Annotated in this window: 14 protein-coding genes; 7 read left to right on the top strand and 7 right to left on the bottom strand. The window is 66.2% G+C overall.

The features are described 5' to 3' along the window. The first annotated feature begins 145 nt into the window (after window positions 1–145). The gene (locus tag NQ036_RS11035) at window positions 146–934 is read left to right on the top strand and encodes an SDR family oxidoreductase (protein WP_257058952.1); all 789 of its coding nucleotides are present in this window, start codon (window positions 146–148) and stop codon (window positions 932–934) included. Window positions 935–992: 58 nt separating this feature from the next. On the opposite strand, the gene NQ036_RS11030 is transcribed toward NQ036_RS11035, so the two are convergent. The 3 genes from NQ036_RS11030 to NQ036_RS11020 form a co-directional block, all read right to left on the bottom strand. Beyond that, a complete protein-coding gene (locus NQ036_RS11030; protein ID WP_257058948.1) occupies window positions 993–1,817 on the bottom strand; it encodes an HNH endonuclease family protein in 825 nt (274 codons plus the stop codon). A 115-nt stretch (window positions 1,818–1,932) separates the two neighbouring features. Next, window positions 1,933–3,120, bottom strand: coding sequence for an HNH endonuclease family protein (locus NQ036_RS11025; RefSeq protein WP_257058945.1), 1,188 nt, complete (start codon window positions 3,118–3,120; stop codon window positions 1,933–1,935). Window positions 3,121–3,215: 95 nt separating this feature from the next. Beyond that, window positions 3,216–4,712, bottom strand: a complete 1,497-nt coding sequence (locus tag NQ036_RS11020; RefSeq protein WP_257058957.1) for an amidohydrolase family protein — start codon at window positions 4,710–4,712, stop codon at window positions 3,216–3,218. Window positions 4,713–4,954: 242 nt separating this feature from the next. On the opposite strand from NQ036_RS11020, the gene NQ036_RS11015 reads away from it, so the two are divergent. Genes NQ036_RS11015 through NQ036_RS10995 form a run of 5 tightly spaced genes read left to right on the top strand, consistent with a single transcriptional unit; the run spans window position 4,955 to window position 10,398 of the window. Continuing rightward, window positions 4,955–6,469, top strand: coding sequence for an ABC transporter substrate-binding protein (locus tag NQ036_RS11015; protein WP_257058943.1), 1,515 nt, complete (start codon window positions 4,955–4,957; stop codon window positions 6,467–6,469). A 3-nt stretch (window positions 6,470–6,472) separates the two neighbouring features. Continuing rightward, window positions 6,473–7,543 (top strand): ABC transporter ATP-binding protein, encoded by a 1,071-nt coding sequence (locus NQ036_RS11010; protein ID WP_257058942.1) that lies wholly within the window; start codon window positions 6,473–6,475, stop codon window positions 7,541–7,543. After that, window positions 7,536–8,570: an ABC transporter ATP-binding protein gene (locus NQ036_RS11005; RefSeq protein ID WP_257058939.1), complete on the top strand. Its 1,035-nt coding sequence runs from the start codon at window positions 7,536–7,538 to the stop codon at window positions 8,568–8,570. The genes NQ036_RS11010 and NQ036_RS11005 overlap by 8 nt, the downstream gene beginning before the upstream one ends. Beyond that, complete coding sequence (locus NQ036_RS11000) at window positions 8,567–9,511, top strand: ABC transporter permease (protein ID WP_257058936.1); 945 nt, start codon at window positions 8,567–8,569, stop codon at window positions 9,509–9,511. The genes NQ036_RS11005 and NQ036_RS11000 overlap by 4 nt, the downstream gene beginning before the upstream one ends. After that, on the top strand, window positions 9,511–10,398 hold the full coding sequence (locus NQ036_RS10995; RefSeq protein ID WP_257058935.1) for an ABC transporter permease: 888 nt from the start codon (window positions 9,511–9,513) through the stop codon (window positions 10,396–10,398). Before NQ036_RS11000 ends, NQ036_RS10995 begins: the two co-directional genes overlap by 1 nt. A gap of 1 nt (window position 10,399) precedes the next feature. Here NQ036_RS10995 and NQ036_RS10990 read toward each other — a convergent pair whose 3' ends face one another. The 4 genes from NQ036_RS10990 to NQ036_RS10975 form a co-directional block, all read right to left on the bottom strand. Next, a complete protein-coding gene (locus NQ036_RS10990) occupies window positions 10,400–10,936 on the bottom strand; it encodes a TetR/AcrR family transcriptional regulator (RefSeq protein WP_257058955.1) in 537 nt (178 codons plus the stop codon). A 71-nt stretch (window positions 10,937–11,007) separates the two neighbouring features. Further along, window positions 11,008–12,756, bottom strand: coding sequence for an AMP-binding protein (locus tag NQ036_RS10985; RefSeq protein WP_257058932.1), 1,749 nt, complete (start codon window positions 12,754–12,756; stop codon window positions 11,008–11,010). Between the two features lie 46 nt (window positions 12,757–12,802). Then, window positions 12,803–16,156: a carboxyl transferase domain-containing protein gene (locus NQ036_RS10980; RefSeq protein WP_257058929.1), complete on the bottom strand. Its 3,354-nt coding sequence runs from the start codon at window positions 16,154–16,156 to the stop codon at window positions 12,803–12,805. 117 nt (window positions 16,157–16,273) lie between these two features. Next, window positions 16,274–17,122: a MurR/RpiR family transcriptional regulator gene (locus NQ036_RS10975; protein ID WP_257049824.1), complete on the bottom strand. Its 849-nt coding sequence runs from the start codon at window positions 17,120–17,122 to the stop codon at window positions 16,274–16,276. A gap of 201 nt (window positions 17,123–17,323) precedes the next feature. Between NQ036_RS10975 and NQ036_RS10970 the strand changes: the two genes are divergently transcribed. Continuing rightward, complete coding sequence (locus NQ036_RS10970) at window positions 17,324–19,063, top strand: ABC transporter substrate-binding protein (RefSeq protein WP_257049825.1); 1,740 nt, start codon at window positions 17,324–17,326, stop codon at window positions 19,061–19,063. Window positions 19,064–19,069: the final 6 nt, after the last annotated feature.

Here is a 19,069-nt window from a genome sequence, read left to right as displayed (position 1 = left end):
AAACGCCGAGACGATGACTTCGTCATCGCCTACCGTGAATACCTGCTCGCCGCGTAGGCCACCTCGCCATGGTCGATCACCACCACCATGATCACGACCGGGCTTGACAACCTATAGGAGCATCACGAAGGCGGCGATGTTTGGCATGCAGAACGCACAGGCGGGCGGGGCGGGTCCATTCGACATCAGGGGCAGGCTGGCCCTGGTGACCGGTTCCTCCCGCGGGCTGGGCCGGACCTTCGCCCTGGGCCTGGCAGCCGCAGGCGCCCGGGTGGTGGTCCACGGAAGGGATCCGCGGGCGATCGCGGACACGGAGTCGGCCATCGCCTCGGCCGGCGGCGAGGTGGCCGGCCGGCTGCGGGTGGACCTGGGCCGGCGGGAGGAACTCGAGGCCGCCCTCGCGGCGCTGGTGGGTGAGGTGGGTGTGCCCGACATCCTGGTCAACAACGCCGGGGTGCAGCGCCGCGGGAACTTCTGGGAGATGGATCCGGCCGACTGGGACGAGGTGATCGCGGCGAATCTGTCCGCGGCGTTCTCCGTCTCGCGCCTCCTGGCACCGGGGATGATCGAGCGGGGCTCGGGCAAGATCGTCAACATCGGCTCCGTGCAGTCGATGCTGGCGCGCGCCCGCATCACCCCGTATGTGGCCAGCAAGGGCGGGATCGCGATGCTCACGAAGGGCATGGCCTCCGAGCTGGCCGAACACGGCATCCAGGTCAACACGATCTCCCCTGGATACTTCGCCACCGAGATGAACGCCTCCCTGGCCGCCGATCCGCAGTTCAACGCATGGATCGAGGACCGTACCCCGGCCCGCCGCTGGGGGAAGGAGGAGGAACTCGTGGGAACGCTGATCTATCTGTGTTCTGGGGCCTCGGACTTCGTCACGGGGCAGAACATCTTCGTCGACGGCGGGATGACCTCGGTAGTGTGATCCCGGGCGCCGCCGGTGCGTACCCGGCGCGGGATCCGCACCGGGATGGGGAGCCCGGCTATTTCGACAGGCTGACCGAACGCCCCGTCTTGATCTTCAGCGGGGTGACCTTCGCGGCTTTCTGGTCGGAGCAGCCGGACAGGATCTTCTGCATCGCCTTCTTCTCCGCGGACGTCACCGACAGCTGGTACTTGTACTTCACGCTGATCTGCGTGGCCACGTACTGGCAGCGGAAACCGGTGTTCTTCGGCAGCCATTCGGCGGCGTTCGCAGCCCCCTTCGTGCGGTTGAGGGAGGCGTCGGCGGCGATCAGGTTGAGCGGGTCGTTGGCGATGGACTCGCGCTGCCGCTGGCCGGCGGTGCCCGTCCAGTACTGTGCTCCGGAGACCCAGACGTTCTGCAGGGCGACCAGGTGGTCGATGTCCACGGAGTTCTTGCCGACCTTCCAGTTGTCGACTTCGCCGTCGTAGGGATCGTCCAGGGTTCCCGAGGCGACCTTGCACTTGCTGCCACCGGCGTACTTCACGTTCGTCATATCGCGGGCCAGGATGTCGTCGCGGGTTCGGCAGCCATTGCCGTCGTAGTCGTATGCCCAGGCCTTGCCAAACCACCGGGTCCGGTCGTAGCCGCTGGCCGGTGCCTTGCCCTTGACCGTGAGCTTCTCCAGGGTCGCGGTGGCCTTGGGGCCGTCGAGCTTCGCCCCGGCCGTGGAGCTGGACGACCCGCCCTGCGCCCCGTCCAGGATCTCGCCGAGCTCATCGCAGCCGCTGAGCCCGATCAGGGTGCCCAGCGCCAATGCCGAGGCGAGGGCCGTCTTGAGTAGGCGCGGCAACCCGGGGGCGGTGGTGCGGTGGTGCGGTGGACGGTGGGCGAAGATGCGCAATGTGAACCTCGGGGAAGAGAGATATCGAACGTATGTACGCATCGCAGTGTAGCAATGCGAACCCCGAGGCTCCTGCACGGTCCCGGGAGGCGGGCCCGGGACCGTCCGGGTTCGCTCAGCGCCTCCAGCGGTTGCGGCTCTCCGTGGAAGATGACTTGCACGTATAGGTGTGGCCGTTCGATCCAACACCCGTGGCCCCGGCCGGCTTGCAGAATGCTCCGGGGTGCACACTCTTCGAACTGGAGGAACCGCCGGACTTCGACGAGCTCTTGTGTGAAGAGCTCGAGGAGCTCGACTTCGAGGAGGAGGAATTGCTCGATGTGCTCTTGTGCGAGGAACTCGAGGACTCCTTCGCCTTCTTCGTGGCCTGGCCCGCGACCGACTTGCCGGTCGCGACCTTCTGGACTGCGACCTCGGCCGCCTTCTGCCCGGTGCAGCCGGACAGGACCCTCTTCATCGCGCCCTTCTCCGCCGAGGTCACGGACAGGGAGTACTTGTACTTCACGCTGATCTGCGTGGCCACGTACTGGCAGCGGAAGCCCCGGTTGGCCGGCAGCCATTCGGCGGCGTTCGCGGCCCCCTTCGTCCGGTTGAGCGAGGCGTCGGCGGCGATCAGGTTGAGGGGGTCGTTGGCGATGGACTCGCGCTGCCGCTGACCGGCCGCGCCCTTCCAATACTGCGCTCCGGAGACCCATGCGTTCTGCAGGGCGACCAGGTGGTCGATGTCCACCGAGTTCTTACCGATCCGCCAGCTGTCGGTCTTGCCGTCGTAGGGATCGTGCAGGGTTCCCGAGGCGACCTTGCACGTGCTGCCGTTCGCGTACTTCACGTTCGTCATATCGCGGGCCAGGATGTCGTCGCGGGTCCGGCAGCCATTGCCGTCGAAGTCGAAGGACCAGGCGCGGCCGAACCAACGCTCGCGGTCGTAGCCGGTGGCCGGCGCCTTGCCCTTGACCGTGAGCTTCTCCAGCAGTGCCAGGGCGGAGCCGCCGCCGAGCTTGGCGCCGGACTCACCCGACCGGGCGGCCTTCTTCTCCTGCTGCGCCGAGGTCGCGCTCGGCTGTGCCGCAGGCGTGGACTCCGCGTCCTGTGCCGCCCGCTGTGCGGCCTCCTCCTGCTCGGAGAGCTGCTGGGAGTCGGAGCCGCTGGGGGCGGGGCTGCTCGCGGTGGAGTCGGAATCGCATGCGGCGAGGCCGAACACCGTACCCAGTGCCAGAGTCGCCGCGGCCAGCGGGCGGGCTATCCGGGAGATGCGGGGATGGACGGCACGGAGTGCAGTCGAAACAGGGCGGGAAGTGCGCACTATGAAGCTGTCTTTCGGGAGTGGGGACTTTCGAGATCGCTTCAATTGTAGGCCCGTGCATCCCAGCGCAGTGGAGCGCTGGGATGTGCTGGGCCCTACTCCGCGAGGAGCGCGCGCCCCGGCTGCACGGACTCCACCGTGCGGCCCTCGGCGACGACGGGCTCGCCCGCTACGAAGACGTAGCGCATCCCACGCGCCGCCTGGACCGGGACCGCGCGGGCGGCCGGTTCCAACTCCGCGAGCGCGAATACCGCGATATCGGCGTCGGCGCCCACGCCCAGGTGCCCCTTGGCTGCGAACGCAGGCGCACAACCGCGAAGCACCTGGGCGGGCAGCGTCGTGGACCGGGCCACGACCTCGGCCAGGGGCAGAACGTCCAGATCGCGGTGCAGCCACGCGAGTGCTCGGACGAAGGTCGAGGTGCTGCGCGGGTGGGCGGCCGGGCCCTCGGAGGTCGGCTTGGTCGGCATCGCATCGCTGGCGAACACGGAATGCGGCAGGGTCAGGGCGCGGACCAGCAGACCGTCGGGGCCCTGTTCGGAGTCCGGATAGGAATCGGCCAGGCACAGGCCGCCGGGATCCTGGGCGCGCAGTTCGGCCAGGCGCTGATAGGTGGCGGGGCGTTCGCCGGTGCGCAGATAGGTCAGGGAGTCCGCGGGCGTGCCCTGGGCGCTCATCTTCTGCGGGTCGAGGAAGTCCGCGCCGATCACGGTCGACGAATAGGCGAAGGGGTAGGACTCGAAGGTGACGGGCAGGCCCTCGGCGTGGGCGTCGGCCAGGACCTGGGCTACGCCGGGGACCGCGGACGAGTTCGAACTGCTGATATGGCAGATGTGCACGGCGACCCCGGTGCTCCGGCTCAGGTCGATCAGTTCCTGCACCCCGACCGGCGTTCCATGGCTGGCGCCGGAGCCCCAGCGCACGTGGACGATGAGCGGGCGCCCATAGCTCTTGGCCAGCCGGGCGACGGCGGTCAGTTCGTCAGCGCCGGTTAAGGGCGCATAGCCCAGCAGCAGGCCGATGCCGATGGCGCCGGCGGCCAACTGAGCGTCCAGCAGTTCGACGATGCGGTCGATCTGTGCGGCATCGGCCGGCTGCTTCCAGTTCTCCAGGGACTGCACCGCGGCGAAGGCGTCGAGTGGCAGCTGGGGGAGTGCCGCGATCTGTTCCGCGTCCATGTCTTCCATGACGATCGCGCGGGCGTGCAGCCAGCCGGCGGAGTAGCCGAAGTTCAACGGCCTGCCCTGGGCTTCGGCGGCTTCGACCGTGGGCGGCAGGGGAGTGACCCCGCATTCGAGTTCCAGGGTGGTGGTCACTCCGTCTTGGGCCTGCAGGCGGTGGCCCTCGATGTTCTGCGCGTGGGAGTGGAGGTCGATGAAACCGGGGGTGATGATGAGTCCTGTCGCATCGATCGTGCGTGCGGCGGCAGGGGGTCCCGCGGGGATGTCCCCGGCCGAGGCCGCCCCGACATAGCTGATCTTCCCGTCCCGGATGCCCACGTCGTAGGCGCCGTGCAAGCCATTCTGTGGATCGACGAGTGTTCCGCCGGTGATGAGGATGTCGTGGTGCATGGGTCTCCTGCTCGCTGTGATCGTCGAATCGTGACTGTCGGATTCATCTTGCCGACAACTCTAGTGCCGTGTGATCCATCCCACTGAATAGGGCATGAATGAATCACGTAAATGGCGCGGCAACGCGAGGATGCAAGCCGGCCGACAGCCGGATTGACGCATATGTCAACACTGCCGTATCGCCTGCCGGGCATTGGGTTGACGCAGGTGTCAACGTGCCATACCTTCGACTCACATCCTGGCAACGGAGCCGAAGGACCTTTATGAAGCATTTCATCACCACCGTGATCGCCTCCCTGTGCATCCTTGCACTGGCCGGCTGTTCATCCACCGCGGCACAGGACCGCGCGCAGGAACTGGTCGTCGCCATCGACGGCGACATCTCCTCGTTCGACCCCGTTATGGGCAACTCGGGCAACGACCACACGATGCTCTACCCCGTCTACGACACCCTGTTCGACTTCGACCCCAAGACCTTGGAACCCAAACCCGGTCTGGTGGACAAGTGGGACTACCCGAGTGCGAAGAAGCTGGTCATGCACCTGCGCAGCGGAGTGAAGTTCCACGACGGGACGACCTTGGATGCAACCGCGGTGAAGGCGAACCTGGAACGGGTGCGCAGCAAGGGCTCGAACCTCCAGGCCGAACTCGCGGCAGTCGACGACATCAAGGTGGTCGACCCCTCCACCATCGAACTCGACCTGAAGACCGCCGACACGTCGCTGCCGCTGCTGCTCTCCGACAGGTCGGGGATGATGGTCTCGCCCAAGGCCATCGAGGCCGGCGTGGCCAAGCTCAAGACGAATCCCGTCGGCACCGGGCCGTGGAAGCTGACCTCATGGCAGCGCGGGACGGCCATCAAATACACGGCCTTCGACGACTACTGGAACAAATCCGTGAAGGTCGAACCCCGATTGACCATCCGGATCTTCACAGATCCGAAGACCCGTGTCGACGCGCTGACCACCAGCCAGGTCGATATGGCCTTGGCCGTGGGCCCTGCGGATGCCGGCAATCTGGAGCTCAACAGCCGGATCACCGTCCACCCGGACAATTCGATCCGCGTGCGGATGGTCTACCTCGATATGTCCTCCGAGGACACCTTTGCCCAGAAGAAGCTGCGGCAGGCGGTGAACCTGGCGATCGACCGGGAGCAGATGGCCAAGGTCGGATTCTTCGGCTACGCCCAGCCCGCCTACACCTACCTGCCCGCCAGCCACTGGGCCTCAGTAGAAGACGATGTCCCCCACAAAGTGGACCCGGAGAAGGCCAGGGCGCTGGTCAGGGAAGTCGGCGCCGAGGGCAAGAAGTTCTCCATCCTCCTGCCCAACGACTCGAATTCGGTGCGGGTGGGAGAGATCATCAGAGCCTCTCTGGGAGACATCGGCCTGCAGGTCGACATGGAACCCAGGGAAGTGGTGCAGTCGACCACCGAATACTTCGACGAACTGCGCCAGCCCGGCCTGCTGTCCGCCTGGACCGGCCGGCCCGATCCGGGACAGATGTACCGGCAGCTGCTGGGCACGACCGGTTACTACAACGCCGGCCACGGAGTCACCCCCGGGCTGGACGATCTGGTGACGAAGGCGAATGCGCAGAAGGACCAGGACGCGCGCGGCGCACTGCTGAAGAAGGCGGGAATGGCGGCCTTCGAGAACGCCAGCCAGCTGCCGTTGGTGTTCGAGGACCGGATCACCGCCGTCAACCAGGGCGTCGAGGGCTACCAGTCGAACCTGTTGGGCAAACCCAAATTCGTCGGCATCACGAAGTCGAGGTGAACCATGGCAACCGTTGAAATCGAGAACCTGTGCGTCGGATTCGACACCCCGCGCAATCCCGGGGACTACGCCCCGGTGGTCAAGAACGTGAGCCTGCGGATCGACGAGGGCGAGATCTTCGGCCTGGTGGGCGAATCCGGATCCGGCAAGTCGGTCACCGGCCTGGCGGTCATGGGCCTGCACGATCAGCGGCGCTCGCGGATCACGGGATCCGTCAAGGTCGGCGGGGTCGAACTGCTCGACGCCGAACACACAGTGCAGGCGCAGTACCGCGGAACCCGGGTCTCCATGGTGTTCCAGGAGCCGATGACCGCACTCGACCCCGTCTTCACGATCGGCCAGCAGCTCACGGAGACCCTGCGGGCGCACCGCCGGATTTCCCGGGCCGAGGCCAAACGCCAGTCTCTGGACATGCTCGACCGGGTGGGCATCCCGGACCCGGCCGGGCGCTTCGGCGCTTACCCGCACGAGCTCTCAGGCGGCATGCGCCAGCGCGTGGTCATCGCCATCGCCCTGCTGTGCGGGCCCACTCTGCTGATCGCAGACGAACCGACCACTGCAGTCGATGCGACGGTGCAGCTGCAATTGCTGCGTCTGATCAAGGACATGTGCGCGGAGTTCGGGACCGCGGTCCTGTTCATCACACACGACCTGGGCGTGGTCAACCAGCTGTGCGACCGGGTGGCGACGATGTACGCCGGGGAGATCGTCGAAACGGGACCGGTCAAGCAGGTCCTGGCTGCTCCGTCCCACCCCTACACCGGCGCCCTGCTCAACGCCTTGCCGCGCTTCGAAACCCGCGGCATGCATCTGCAGACACTGCCGGGGCGGGTGCCGCCACCTGGTCAGGAAGGGCAGGGCTGCTGGTTCGCCGAGCGCTGCGCCTTCGCCGCGGAGGCCTGCCGTGGCGCGCACCCCGAATTGCTACCGGTGCCGGGCACCGCAGCCGGCACCTCCGCCGAGGCCCCGACAGGGTCGGCGGACACACAGCCGCGGGCCGCCAGGATGACGCGCTGCGTGCGCGTCGGGCAGATCGATCCCTTGGCACGCCCGCAGGAGGTAGAACATGTCTGAGACCACAACTCCGGCTCCGGGCGCGGATTCCGTCGCGCCCCGATCGGGCGAGCCCCTGCTGCGGCTGACCGGAGTCGACGTCGACTTCAAGGTCGGCTGGAAGAGGAAACTGCACGCGGTCCGCCAGGCCGACATCGAGGTGCGCGCCGGCGAATCCATCGGGCTGATCGGCGAGTCCGGTTCGGGTAAGTCGACGCTGGCCCGCGCGCTGATGGGCTTGCTGGAGCCCAGTGGCGGCACCGTCGAATGGCGCGGCCAGAACACCGCGACCCTGACCGGAGCGCAGAAGCGGGCCTTCACCCGCTCGGTGCAGATGATCTTCCAGGATCCGCATTCGGCGCTGGACCCCCGGCGCCGGATCATCACCTCGGTGATGGAGCCGATGCACGTCCTGGGCATCGGCGATCCGGCCGAGAGGGCGCGGCGGGCCGATGAGGCCCTGGAGCGGGTCGGGCTGCGCCGCGACCTGGCCGATCGGTTCCCCCACCAGCTCTCCGGCGGGCAGAAACAGCGTGCGTGCATCGCCCGCGCGCTGGTCGTCGAACCCGAGGTCCTGGTCTGCGATGAGTCCGTCGCGGCACTGGACGTGGCCCTGCAGGCCGAAGTGCTCAACCTGCTGGCCGATCTGCGCGACGAACTGGACCTGGCGATCGTCTTCATCAGCCACGACCTGTCCGTGGTCGCCCACATCTGTCAGTGGATCAACGTCATGTACCTGGGTGGGATCGTGGAACGGGGGAACACGGAGGACCTGACACTCCACCCGCGCCACCCCTATACCGCCGGGCTGCTGTCCTCGCACCTGTCGACCAAGGTCGATGAGAACCAGTTGGACGCCCAGCCGCTGATCGTCGGCGACATCCCCAGCCCTCTCAAGCCTCCCAGCGGCTGCCGGTTCAACACCCGCTGCCCCTTCGCCACCGATGAGTGCCGACGGGTCGAGCCTGCTTTCGAACAGACCGACACGGGCACAGAGGCGGCCTGCCACAGGTGGGCGGAACTTTCCTTGGAGAGGAGCCTGCGGTGACCTTTCTCAAAATGTTCGGCACGCGTCTGCTGTCGATCATCCCCACCCTGATCCTGGCCTCGCTCATCGTCTTCATGCTGCAGCGGCTGATCCCGGGCGACCCCGCCAATGCGATTGCCGGCGAGTACGCGACCCCCGAACGGTTGGCGGAGATCCGCGGGGAACTGGGCATCGACAAGCCCCTGTGGCTGCAGTACCTGAGCTGGATCGGCAATGCCCTGACCGGCAATCTGGGCGTGTCCTTCATGACGGGCCAGTCGGTCACCTCCCTGATAGCCGAACGCCTGCCGGTGACGATCCTGCTGACCACATTCGGCTTGATCGTCGGCGTGGTCATCGGCCTGCCCACCGGTGTCTACGCCGCATCGCGTGCCGGTGGCCGGCTGGACCGGATACTCACGAGTGCCGCGACCCTGGGTCTGGCCCTGCCGAACTTCTGGGTCGGGATGATCCTGATCCTGGTCTTCTCCATCACCCTGGGCTGGCTGCCGGGACCTGGCGGTCCACTGTTCTCATCGGACCCCCTGGGCAGTATCCAATCGATGCTGCTGCCGGCGGTGGCCCTGGGCCTGGTGGGCGGTGCGGAGATCTGCCGCCAGGTGCGCAGCGCCATGATCGAGGACCTCGGCAGCGACCATGTGCGGACCCTGCGGGCCAAGGGCCTGCCGGGCATGCAGGTTCTGTGGCACCACGCGCTGAAGAACTCGAGCCTGCCGTTCCTGACGATCGTCGGCCTGCAGATCTCCCGGCTGCTGTCGGCCTCGGTCGTGGTGGAGACCGTGTTCGGCCTGTCCGGGCTGGGCACCCTGATCGTCACCGCGACGAACCAGCGCGAATACATGGTGGTCCAGGGCGTGGTCCTGGTGATGGCCGTGCTTGTGGTGTTCACCAACTTCATCGTCGACATGCTGTACCGAGTACTGGACCCGAGGATCAAATAATGAGTGACGTGGTGAGAACGACGAACCCCCTGCCCACCGGACCAGGCGCCTCTGCCGGTGCCGTGGCCCGCAAACCGGCTCCGTCCTTCGTGAAATGGGCCAGTATCGTGATCCTGGCCGGCGCGGTGCTGCTGCTGGTCGCCGGCCGCTTCATCACCCCGTACGATCCGAACAAACAGGATCTGACCTCGGTGTTCTCCGGTCCCTCGCCCGCCCACTGGTTGGGCACCGACGACCTGGGCCGCGATGTCCTCAGCAGAATGCTGGTGGGCGGGCAGGCCACGATCCTGGCCAGTCTCTTCGCCGTCGCCCTGGCCCTGGTGCTGGGCTTGGTGGTCGGGATCCTGGCCGGTTATCTGGGCGGCTGGGTCGATGTGGTGCTGATGCGCGTGGTCGACGCCTTCCTGGCCTTCCCCGCAATCGTCCTGGCGATCGGGGTGACCGCGACGATGGGCATCGGCCTGTTCAATGCCATGTTCGCCGTCGGCATCGTGCTGGCGCCGGGCATCGCGCGGCTGGCCAGGGCACAGACGCTCAGCGTCAAGGAATCCACCTACATCGAGGCGGCCCGATCCTATGGTGCCCGAGGATTCCGGCGGATGGTGCTGCCGCACATCGTGCCGAATATGATCCAACCGGTGGTCGTCCAGACCGCGGTGATCTTCGGCCACGCGATGATCGCCGAGGCCTCCCTGAGCTTCCTGTCCCTGGGCGTGCAGCCCCCGGAGTCCTCCTGGGGCGCGGTGCTCTCGCGGGCCTATGCGTTCATGAGCCAGGCGCCGTATGCGATCATCATCCCGGGCGTGGCGATCGCGCTCATGGTCTTCGCCGTCAACATCATGGCCGATGAGGTGCAGACCTGGCTGGATCCGAAACGCAGGAAGTGACTCAGAAGCCGACCATGCGCAGGTAGAGGTCGGTGCAGTGTTCGACCGCCTCGTCCAGGGAACCGAATTCGCGGTCGATCATCGTCGAGGCGGCCACCAGGATCGAGCGGATGCTGATCGCGATCACCTCGGGTGGGGCCGCTGGGGTGGCGCCGGCGGCGATCATCCGCTTGATCTGCCCGATGGTGCGCCGCCGCGGACGCATCACGATCTCCTCCTGGATCGCGGCGATCTGCGGATCGTTGGCAGCCTGTTCCTCGAACACCTGCAGGATCGGCAGATAGTCCCGGTAGGCCAGCAGGAAGGCCCTGACCGAGGCCGCGGACAGGGCGCGCTGATCGTCGACGATCGGACCGGTATAGGAATGGGCTGCCAGGAAGTCGTCGCGCACGGCCTCGGCCACATGCCGCAGCACGTCCTCCTTGGACGTGAAGTAGACGTAGAAGGTGGGGCGCGAGACCTCCGCGGCCTCCGTGATATTCGAGATCGCCGTCGCCGCGAAACCCCGCCTGGCGAACACGGACCGGGCGGCGACCAGGATAGCGGCCTTCGTCCGGCTGTCCTTGTCCCGGCGGTCCGCGCGTGCGCTGGCCCAATCGACTCCGATGGCTACCGTCCTAGTTCGTCGTTGATCCGCTGCTTCAACTTGTACTTCTCGATCTTGTTCGTCGGCGTGCGCGGAATGTCGTCGACGATCCTGATGTGCCGTGGTCGCATGAACTTCGGCATCGTGTCCTCAGCATACGCAGTCAGATCCTCCGCTGTGACCGGCGAATCCGGGTTCGTCACGACATAGGCGACGATATCGTCCTCGTCGCCCACCTCGCCGGGGATCGCGAAGACGGCGCTGTACTGCACCTGCGGGTGCTGGTTGAGCATGTCCTCGACCTGGAAGGATGACAGGTTCTCCCCACGTACCCGCATCCGGTCGCCCATCCGATCGACGAAGCGGAACATCCCGTCGGCGCGCTTGACCGCAGCATCGCCGGTGTGGAACCAGCCGTGCGTCCAGGCGCTCGCCGTGGCCTCCGGCTTGCCGATGTACTCGTCGAGGAAGAGGTGGTCGACCAGGGGTTTGAACACCAGCTGCCCGGCGATGCCCGGCGCGCACTCATGGTCCTCGGCATCCCAGACGGCCGCCTCGACGAAGCGGGTGGGGTGTCCCATCAGGCCCTTCTCATCGGCCTGGTCGCCGCCGACGATCGGCTGACCCGCCGCCTGCGCCGCCGCGCGGGCCGCGGCGTTGTCCAGCCCGAACACGAACTCCGTTGGTGTGCCACCGGGTTCGTCCCCGGCGAACTCGTCGATCAGCATGGCCAGGGAGGCACCCGATTCCGTCTGGCCGAAGCCCGCAGTGACGAAGTCGAAGCCGAATCGCTGCGCGACCTGTTGGTGGTTCAGCGGCAGGGGTTGCATATGCACCTTGCGCAGGCTGTTGGCGGCGTCCTCGGGCCCTGCCGGGGCATTCATCAGCCAGGGGATCATGACGTCGAGCAGGATCGCCGAGGTGGCATGGCGGCGGTTGATCCTGCTCCAGAACTCGCTGGAGGAGAACTTGTCCCAGATCGCGGCCTCGGCGCCCATCCACAGGGCTCTGACCACATTGCACATGGCTCCACCCACGTGGTACATCGGCAGATCGTTGTAGATCACGTCGGTGTCGTCGATGAGCTGGCGCATGCTGTAGATGTACTGATTGATCCACCTGTGCGGTTGCAGTACGCCCTTGGCAGGGCCCGTGGTGCCCGAGGTGTAGATGATGTTCGCCGGATCGGCATCGGTGACTGTGACTTCCGGGGCCCTAGCCGGCTTGGCCAGTTCGTCCCAGGCGATCCGGTCCCAGCCGCTCTCGGGCGCCGCGGCCGCTGCCTGGGCCCGCGCAGCCGAGGCCGCGTCCCCGTCTGCGAAGACGATCACCGGTGCGCTGTGGTCGGTCGTGCCGCGGACGGCGTCGAGGGTGCCTGCCAGGGCCGCGTCGACGATGATGAGATCCGGGCGGGTGTCGGCCAGCTGATAGCTCAACAGCCTGCCGGCGTAGGAGAAGTTGATGGGGCAGTACAGGGCGCCGGCCCGCCAGATGGAAAGCATGGTCTGCGTGGCCAGCATGGCGTCGGTGGTGAAGACCGAGACCCGCGAGCCCTTGCGGATGCCCAGCCGGTGCAGATTGCCGGCGATCGTCCCCGTCGATTCCTGTAGCCCGGCATAGGTGTGGACGCGATCGCGTTCTCCGTCGTAGACGGCCACCGCGTCCGGGGTACGAGCGCTCCAGTAGGCCATCCGGTCCAGGACGGTCGCGCCCTGGGCGGTCAGTTCTGCGGTGAGCTCATCTTCCTGCTGTGGCACTTCCTGTTGTGACATCTTCGTCACCTTTCTCTTCGTGATTCGGCGGCGGTCGCCCCGCGGTTCAGGGGCGCACACCGAAGCTCGGCGCGCCGAGCTGCTTGGGCAGGGCCCGGTAGGCGTCCTCGACCCAGTCGACCAGCAGGCCCCTGGTGGTGCGCGGGTCGATGATGTCCTGCACGCTGAAGGTCTCCACCGTCCGGAACGGCGAGGACACATGTTCCAACTGTCGGGTCAGGTCCGCCAGCAGCGCCGCCGGGTCGTCGGAGGCCTGCAGCTGGGCGCGGAAGGCCGCCTCGATCCCGCCCTGTGGCGGCAGGGAGCCCCAGTCTCCCGAGGGCCAGGCCCAGGAGCGCTGGGCCCGATGTCGGTTGACGACCCCGGCGCCACCGACCCCGTAGACCCGGCGCAGCACGATCTCGGCCTGCGGAATGGTGGCCTGGTAGGCCGCCGCAATGGCGCGGGCGCCGCCGCGGATGGTGGCGCGGCGCTCGGCCTGCGAGCCGATGGACATGCCGGCCTGATCGGTGAACGAGATCATCGGCAGGTGGAAGGTCTGGCACAGGTCCGTCAGCCGCTGCATCGCCTGCGCGCCCTCCAGCGACAGCGTCGCACCGCGCATCGGATCCCCGGAGATCACGCCAACGGGGTAGCCGTCCAAGCGCGCCAGCCCGGTGTAGGTGCCGGAGCCGTACTCCGCGTACTGCATGAGTGAACCGGCGTCGAAGATCCGCTCCAGGATCGAGGTGATCTCGTACGGGCTGCGCGGATTGCGCGGGACCGCGGACAAAAGGTAGTCCACATCCGTATCTCCCGGTTCGCAGGGCGTGCCGCGCTGCGGCAGTTCGTGGACGGACTGGGGCAGATAGGACAGGAACCGTGCTGCGATCTTGTACGCCTCGGCCTCGGAATCCGCGAAGCGCTCGACGATGCCGTTGTCGCGGTGGATGTCGTAGCCGCCCAGCTGCTCCTTCGTCAGGTCCTCACCCGTGGCGGCCCTGACCACCGGGGGTCCGGCGGTGAAGATCTGGCCGATGCCCTTGACCAGGATGCCCAGATGGCTCATGACGAACCGGGCCGCGCCCAGGCCCACCGTGGGCCCTGCGGCGATCGAGACGACGGGGACCCTGGACAGGTTGTCCACCACGGCATCCCAGCCCGGATTGACCGGCAGGTACATGGCGCCGGCCTCCAGCACCTTCTTCACACTGCCGCCACCGGAGGCCCCATCGAGCACGCGGACCACGGGCAGCTGCAGTTCGCCGGCCAGGTGTTCGGTGAAGATCTGCTTCTCGTGCACCGCTGCGTCCCCGGAGGACCCCCGGATGGAGAAGTCGTCGACTCCCAGCAAGACCTTGCGGCCATCGATCCGGGCGGTGCCAGAAAGGTAGTTCGAGGGTTTGACGGCGGTCGGCTTGCCGTCGTCATCGTAGGCGCCGAAGCCGGCCAGCGGCCCGATCTCCTTGAAGGTGCCGGCATCGGCGAGCGCGTCGATGCGCTCGCGGGCGTTGAGCCGTCCGGTATCGGCTTGCACGCGCAGCTTGTGCTCCCCGCCCATCAGCTGGGCCTGCTCCAGGCGCCAGTGGACCTCGGCGACTTCGGGGGACCAGTCGGCGGGTGCCGTGCCGCTTGGCGTCGCGTGGCCGTCCGCGTGTCCGGACTCTTCGGCGCTGGGTGTTGGTCGGCCTGCGTCACCGGTCGCCGTGGCCGAGGCCTCGGCGGGCAGGGTGTAGGCCAGGACTTCGCCCGCCTGCACCAGGTCGCCCGGTTGCGCGAGAACGGCGGCCAGTGTCACCGGCTCGCCGGCCGCGACCGGATGTTCCATCTTCATCGCCTCGAGGGTGAAGAGGACGGTGCCGGCGGGCACGCTCTGACCGGGTTCGACATGTGCGCGGGAGAACACCCCCGACATCTGCGCGCGGATCGGGGTGGCGCCCTCGGGCACCCGGGCCGCGGGGGCCTCGGCGCCGGCGCCGAGGGAATCAGTGGTGTGGGAGTTGGCCGCGTCCAGTGAATCGGAGGGAGCGGCCGCGGCGGGTTCGTAGGCGGCTGCCGCCTCGAGCAGTCGGCCCAGGTGCTCCTGCAGGTAGTCGGTGCTGAAATCGCCGGCGAGGAATGCCCCATCCTCGACGATGGCGCGGGCCAGCGCGGCGTTCGTGTGCACGGGAGCGGTCGACAGCCGGCCCAATGCGTGGGCGGTGGTCCGGGCTGCGGCCGTCAGGGTGGGGCCGGTGCCGATGACCTTGGCGATCATCGAATCGAACCGCGGATCGACGCGGGAACCGGGGGCCAAGGCGGTGTCGACGCGTACATAGCGGCCGACCGGCAGGATGGGGTCGGCCACGATGCCGGCTGTCGGCGCCACGGTTCCGTCTGGCTGGAGCGTTTCCGCATTGATCCGGGCCTGGATCGCCACGCCCGATCTGGCCGGTGGGGAGTCCAGGCCCAGTTGGTCCAGGGTATTGCCCATGCCCAGTTGCAGTTGGAGCGCGACGAGGTCCAAACCCGTGATCGCCTCGGTGACGGTGTGTTCGACCTGCAGGCGTGGATTGACCTCCATGAAGAAGAACTGTGGTTCTTCCGAGCCCTGTGCATCGAGGAGGAACTCGACGGTTGCCAGGGCGCGCAGGCCCGAGGCCTGGGCCAGGGCGAGCGCGGCATGCAGGATCCGCTCTTCGAGTTCGGGTGGCAGCCAGGGCGCGGGCGCGATCTCCACGACCTTCTGATTACGGCGCTGGACCGAGCAGTCGCGGACCCAGGCGTGTTGGACGTGGGCGCCGTCGCCGAGCACCTGGACCTCGATGTGGTGTGGATGGGAGACGAAGCGTTCGAGGAAGAAGTCGTCCTGGCCGAAGGCGTGCAGGGCCTCGGTCCGGCAGGATTCGATCGCCGCGTGCAGGCTGCCGGCGGGGTCGGTGGCGCTGACCTGGCGGATGCCCCGGCCTCCGCCGCCGGCGACGGCCTTGACCATGATGGTGTCGTGTTCTGCCAGGAAGGCCGCGGCGGTCTGTGGATCGGGGTTCAGGCCGGTGCCGGGGACTACGGGGATGTCGAGTTCGCCGGCCAGACGGCGGGCGGTCTCCTTGTTGCCGAAGGTTCTCAGGGTCTGCGGGTCGGGGCCGATGAAGGTGATTCCCGCGTCGGCGCAGGCTTCTGCGAGTTCGGGGCTCTCGGACAGGAAGCCGTAGCCGGGGTGCAGCGCCAGGGCGCCCGTGGCGCGGGCGGCCGCGATGATCCGGTCGATGTCGAGGTATCCGGCGACCCCGCTGCCGGGCAGTTCGACGGATTCGTCTGCGGCTGGGATGTGGATGTCATCACCGGCTACGTGGATGGCTACCGACTGCCACCCCAAGGTACGCAGGGCATCGGCGATCCGGACTGCGATTTCGCCGCGATTTGCAATGAGAACCTTGGGCACCGTTGCCTCCATGCTGGCGGAACCCCGCCGTTGACAGCACTGTCAATCGCTAAGATAGCGCGCGTTGACAGTGCTGTCAACGAAGGGCGTATGGCCCGGTCGGCGACCATGCTGTCCTCACCCACTCATGACGGCACCGGTCTGACGCCATAGATCATCCAGTTCTTCCAAACGGGCGGCACTGCGCTCCGGATCGAGGTCTGCCAAGGCCGTGACGATGCACTGCACCAGGCTTACGGCGCAGGTGGCCGAGGCCATCGGGCCCATTCCCTCCGATGGCACCAGCAGTAGTTCGTCGGCCAGGTCGGCCAAATGGGAGTGCTGATCGGCGATCACGATGATCTTCACGCCGCGTTCGTGGGCAATCCTGCACATCTGGTAGATGGCGGTGCTCGTCTTCCAGACGGAGATGGCGACCAGGCAGTCTCCTGGGTGAAGCAGCCGGACCGCGTTGAGCATTGTGGTCACCGACCCGCCCTCGAACGCTATGTTGAAGCCCAAGCCCCTGCTGTTGTGCGCCAACAACTGAGCTGGGCCGGCCCACGAGCCGGTAGCCAGGACCGTCGACATGCGCGATTCTGCAATGATCCTTGCAATTCGGACAAGGTCATCTTCCTGCAGCGTTTCCGCCAAGACCTGGAGGAGTGCTGCGTCCTTCGACATTCCGGTGATTGCGCGGTCGGATCTGCCCGCGCTGGCATGTTCATAGTGTTTGCGGACGTCGAGGGATGACAGGAATCGGTTGCGGACCTCAGTGGACAGAGCCGGCCATCCGGCGAATCCAATGGCCTGAGCCGCACGGACAACGGTTGCGGCGTTGACTCCCGCCGTTTCGGCCAACTGCTGGGTGTTGCAGTAGGAGGCGCGTTCGGGGTCGGCGGAGATGGCGTTGAGGACGGCGATGGTCCCTTTTGACAGCTTGTTCGAGGCGGCTAGGGAGTCAATCCACGTTGCAACTATGCTCAATTCTGCTTCTCCTATTGCAATGATCGCTGCAATCAGCTTATATTAACCGTGTGAGGTGAAGCACATGGTGCTTTTCAGTTTTGCTCAGAGTATCCAAGTGACCCACACCCACGGTGGACCCGGAGTCGTGTCACGTGCAGTGGCGGCGGGTAGCCGTACCAAAGACGACCATGTAGTTACCAAGTTGAAGGAGATAACTTCATGAGAAAGCGACTACTGCCTCTTGTGGCCGTGCTGAGTGCCGGGGCCATGTTCCTCAGCGCCTGCGGTGGCGGCGATTCGGGCAGCGATTCCAAGGCCGACGTCGATGCGAAAACCGGTTTCGCCCAGTACACCGGTGATCCTCAGAAAGGCGGGGTCGCCACCATTCTGGGCAGCACGGACTTCTCCTACCTGGACCCTGCTATGGGCAGCGACGGCAATGTCATGAACCTCTACCAGCTGCTCTACCGTAATCTTGTCCAGTACAAGTACAACCGTGATTCGGGCGAACTCGAGCTGGTCGGCGACCTGGCCGAGGACACCGGTAAGTCGAACAAGGACGCCACCCAGTGGACGTTCAAGCTCAAAGACGGAATCACGTTCGATGACGGTAGCCCCATCACCGCCCAGGACATGAAGTTCGGGATCGAACACGCGCTGGATCCCAGCCTGGCCATCGGCCTGGACGATGTGCAGAGTTATATCAAAGGCGCCTCGAAGTACAAGGGCGTGTTCGAGGATCCCAAGGGACTCGATTCCATCAAGGTGATCGACGACCGGACCATTCAGATCACAACCGAACAGCCGATGGCCGATTTTCCAAAGGTGATGGCCACCGCTCCTGCTGTGCCCTTCCCCAAGGACAAGGTGACCAAGGCCGACCAGATTCAGAAGGATCCAATCTCCTCCGGCCCCTACAAGGTCAAGGAGTACAAGCGGGGCGAATCGCTGACGCTGGAACGCAATGAGAACTGGAAGCAGGAAACGGACGATATCCGTCCGGCGAACTTGGACGGCTACAAGTTCCAGCTGGGTCTGGACCAGAACACCATCGACCAGCGGCTGATCTCCGGTCAGGGCGAGGACAAGAACGCAATCGCGTCATCGACCAACCCCGTGGTGTCGGCGAACCTGGCGAAGATCACCCAGGATAAGAAGCTGGCGGCGCGGACCGTGCAGGGCCAGGCCTCGTGCAACTACTACATGGCCATGAATACGACCAAGAAGCCATTGAACAATGTCAAGGTGCGCCAAGCGCTCAACTGGGCAGTCGACAAGTCCAGCGTGGTCAATGCCTCCGGCGGACCGAAGCTGGCGGAAACCGCTCCGAACCTGCTGTTGCCCAACGTGCCCGGCTATAAGTCCGAGGATCCGTACGCGACGGACGGCAACAAGGGCGACCCGGAGAAGGCCAAGGCCATGCTGAAGGAGGCCGGGGCCGAGAACCTGAGCCTGACCATGGACGTGCGCGCCCTGCCGATGTGGCAGGCCCAGGCCGAGGCCGTACAGCAGTCCCTGGCCAAGGCAGGCGTCACCGTCAAGCTCAACGTCATCGACCAGGCCAAGTTCTACGAGGTTGTCGCCACTCCCAGCCAGCAGAAGGACATGACCATCACCGGTTGGTGCGGAAACGGTTGGTTCTCCGGCCAATCCCTGCTGCAGTCGAACTACGATGGCACCCGCATCACGGAGACCGGCAACCGGAACCAGTCGCAGATCAACGACAAAGAACTGAACAAAATGTTCGCCGATGCCGCCATCGATCCGAACCTGGAATCGAAGAACGAGAAGTACATCAAGATCAGCGACAAGATCGCGGAGCTCGCTCCAGTCGCCCCGCTGGTGCGTCCTCGCCCGCTGCAGATGGTGGGAACGAACATCGGTGGTGCCTTCGCGAATCCGTCGAAGACCGGCTACATCGATTACAACCAAATCGGTCTGCTGAACCCGGAGGGATGATCCACT

Source organism: Brevibacterium sp. 91QC2O2 (assembly GCF_024580695.1).
Taxonomy (GTDB): Bacteria; Actinomycetota; Actinomycetes; order Actinomycetales; family Brevibacteriaceae; genus Brevibacterium; species Brevibacterium moorei.
This window is presented reverse-complemented; position numbering and strand designations above follow the sequence as displayed.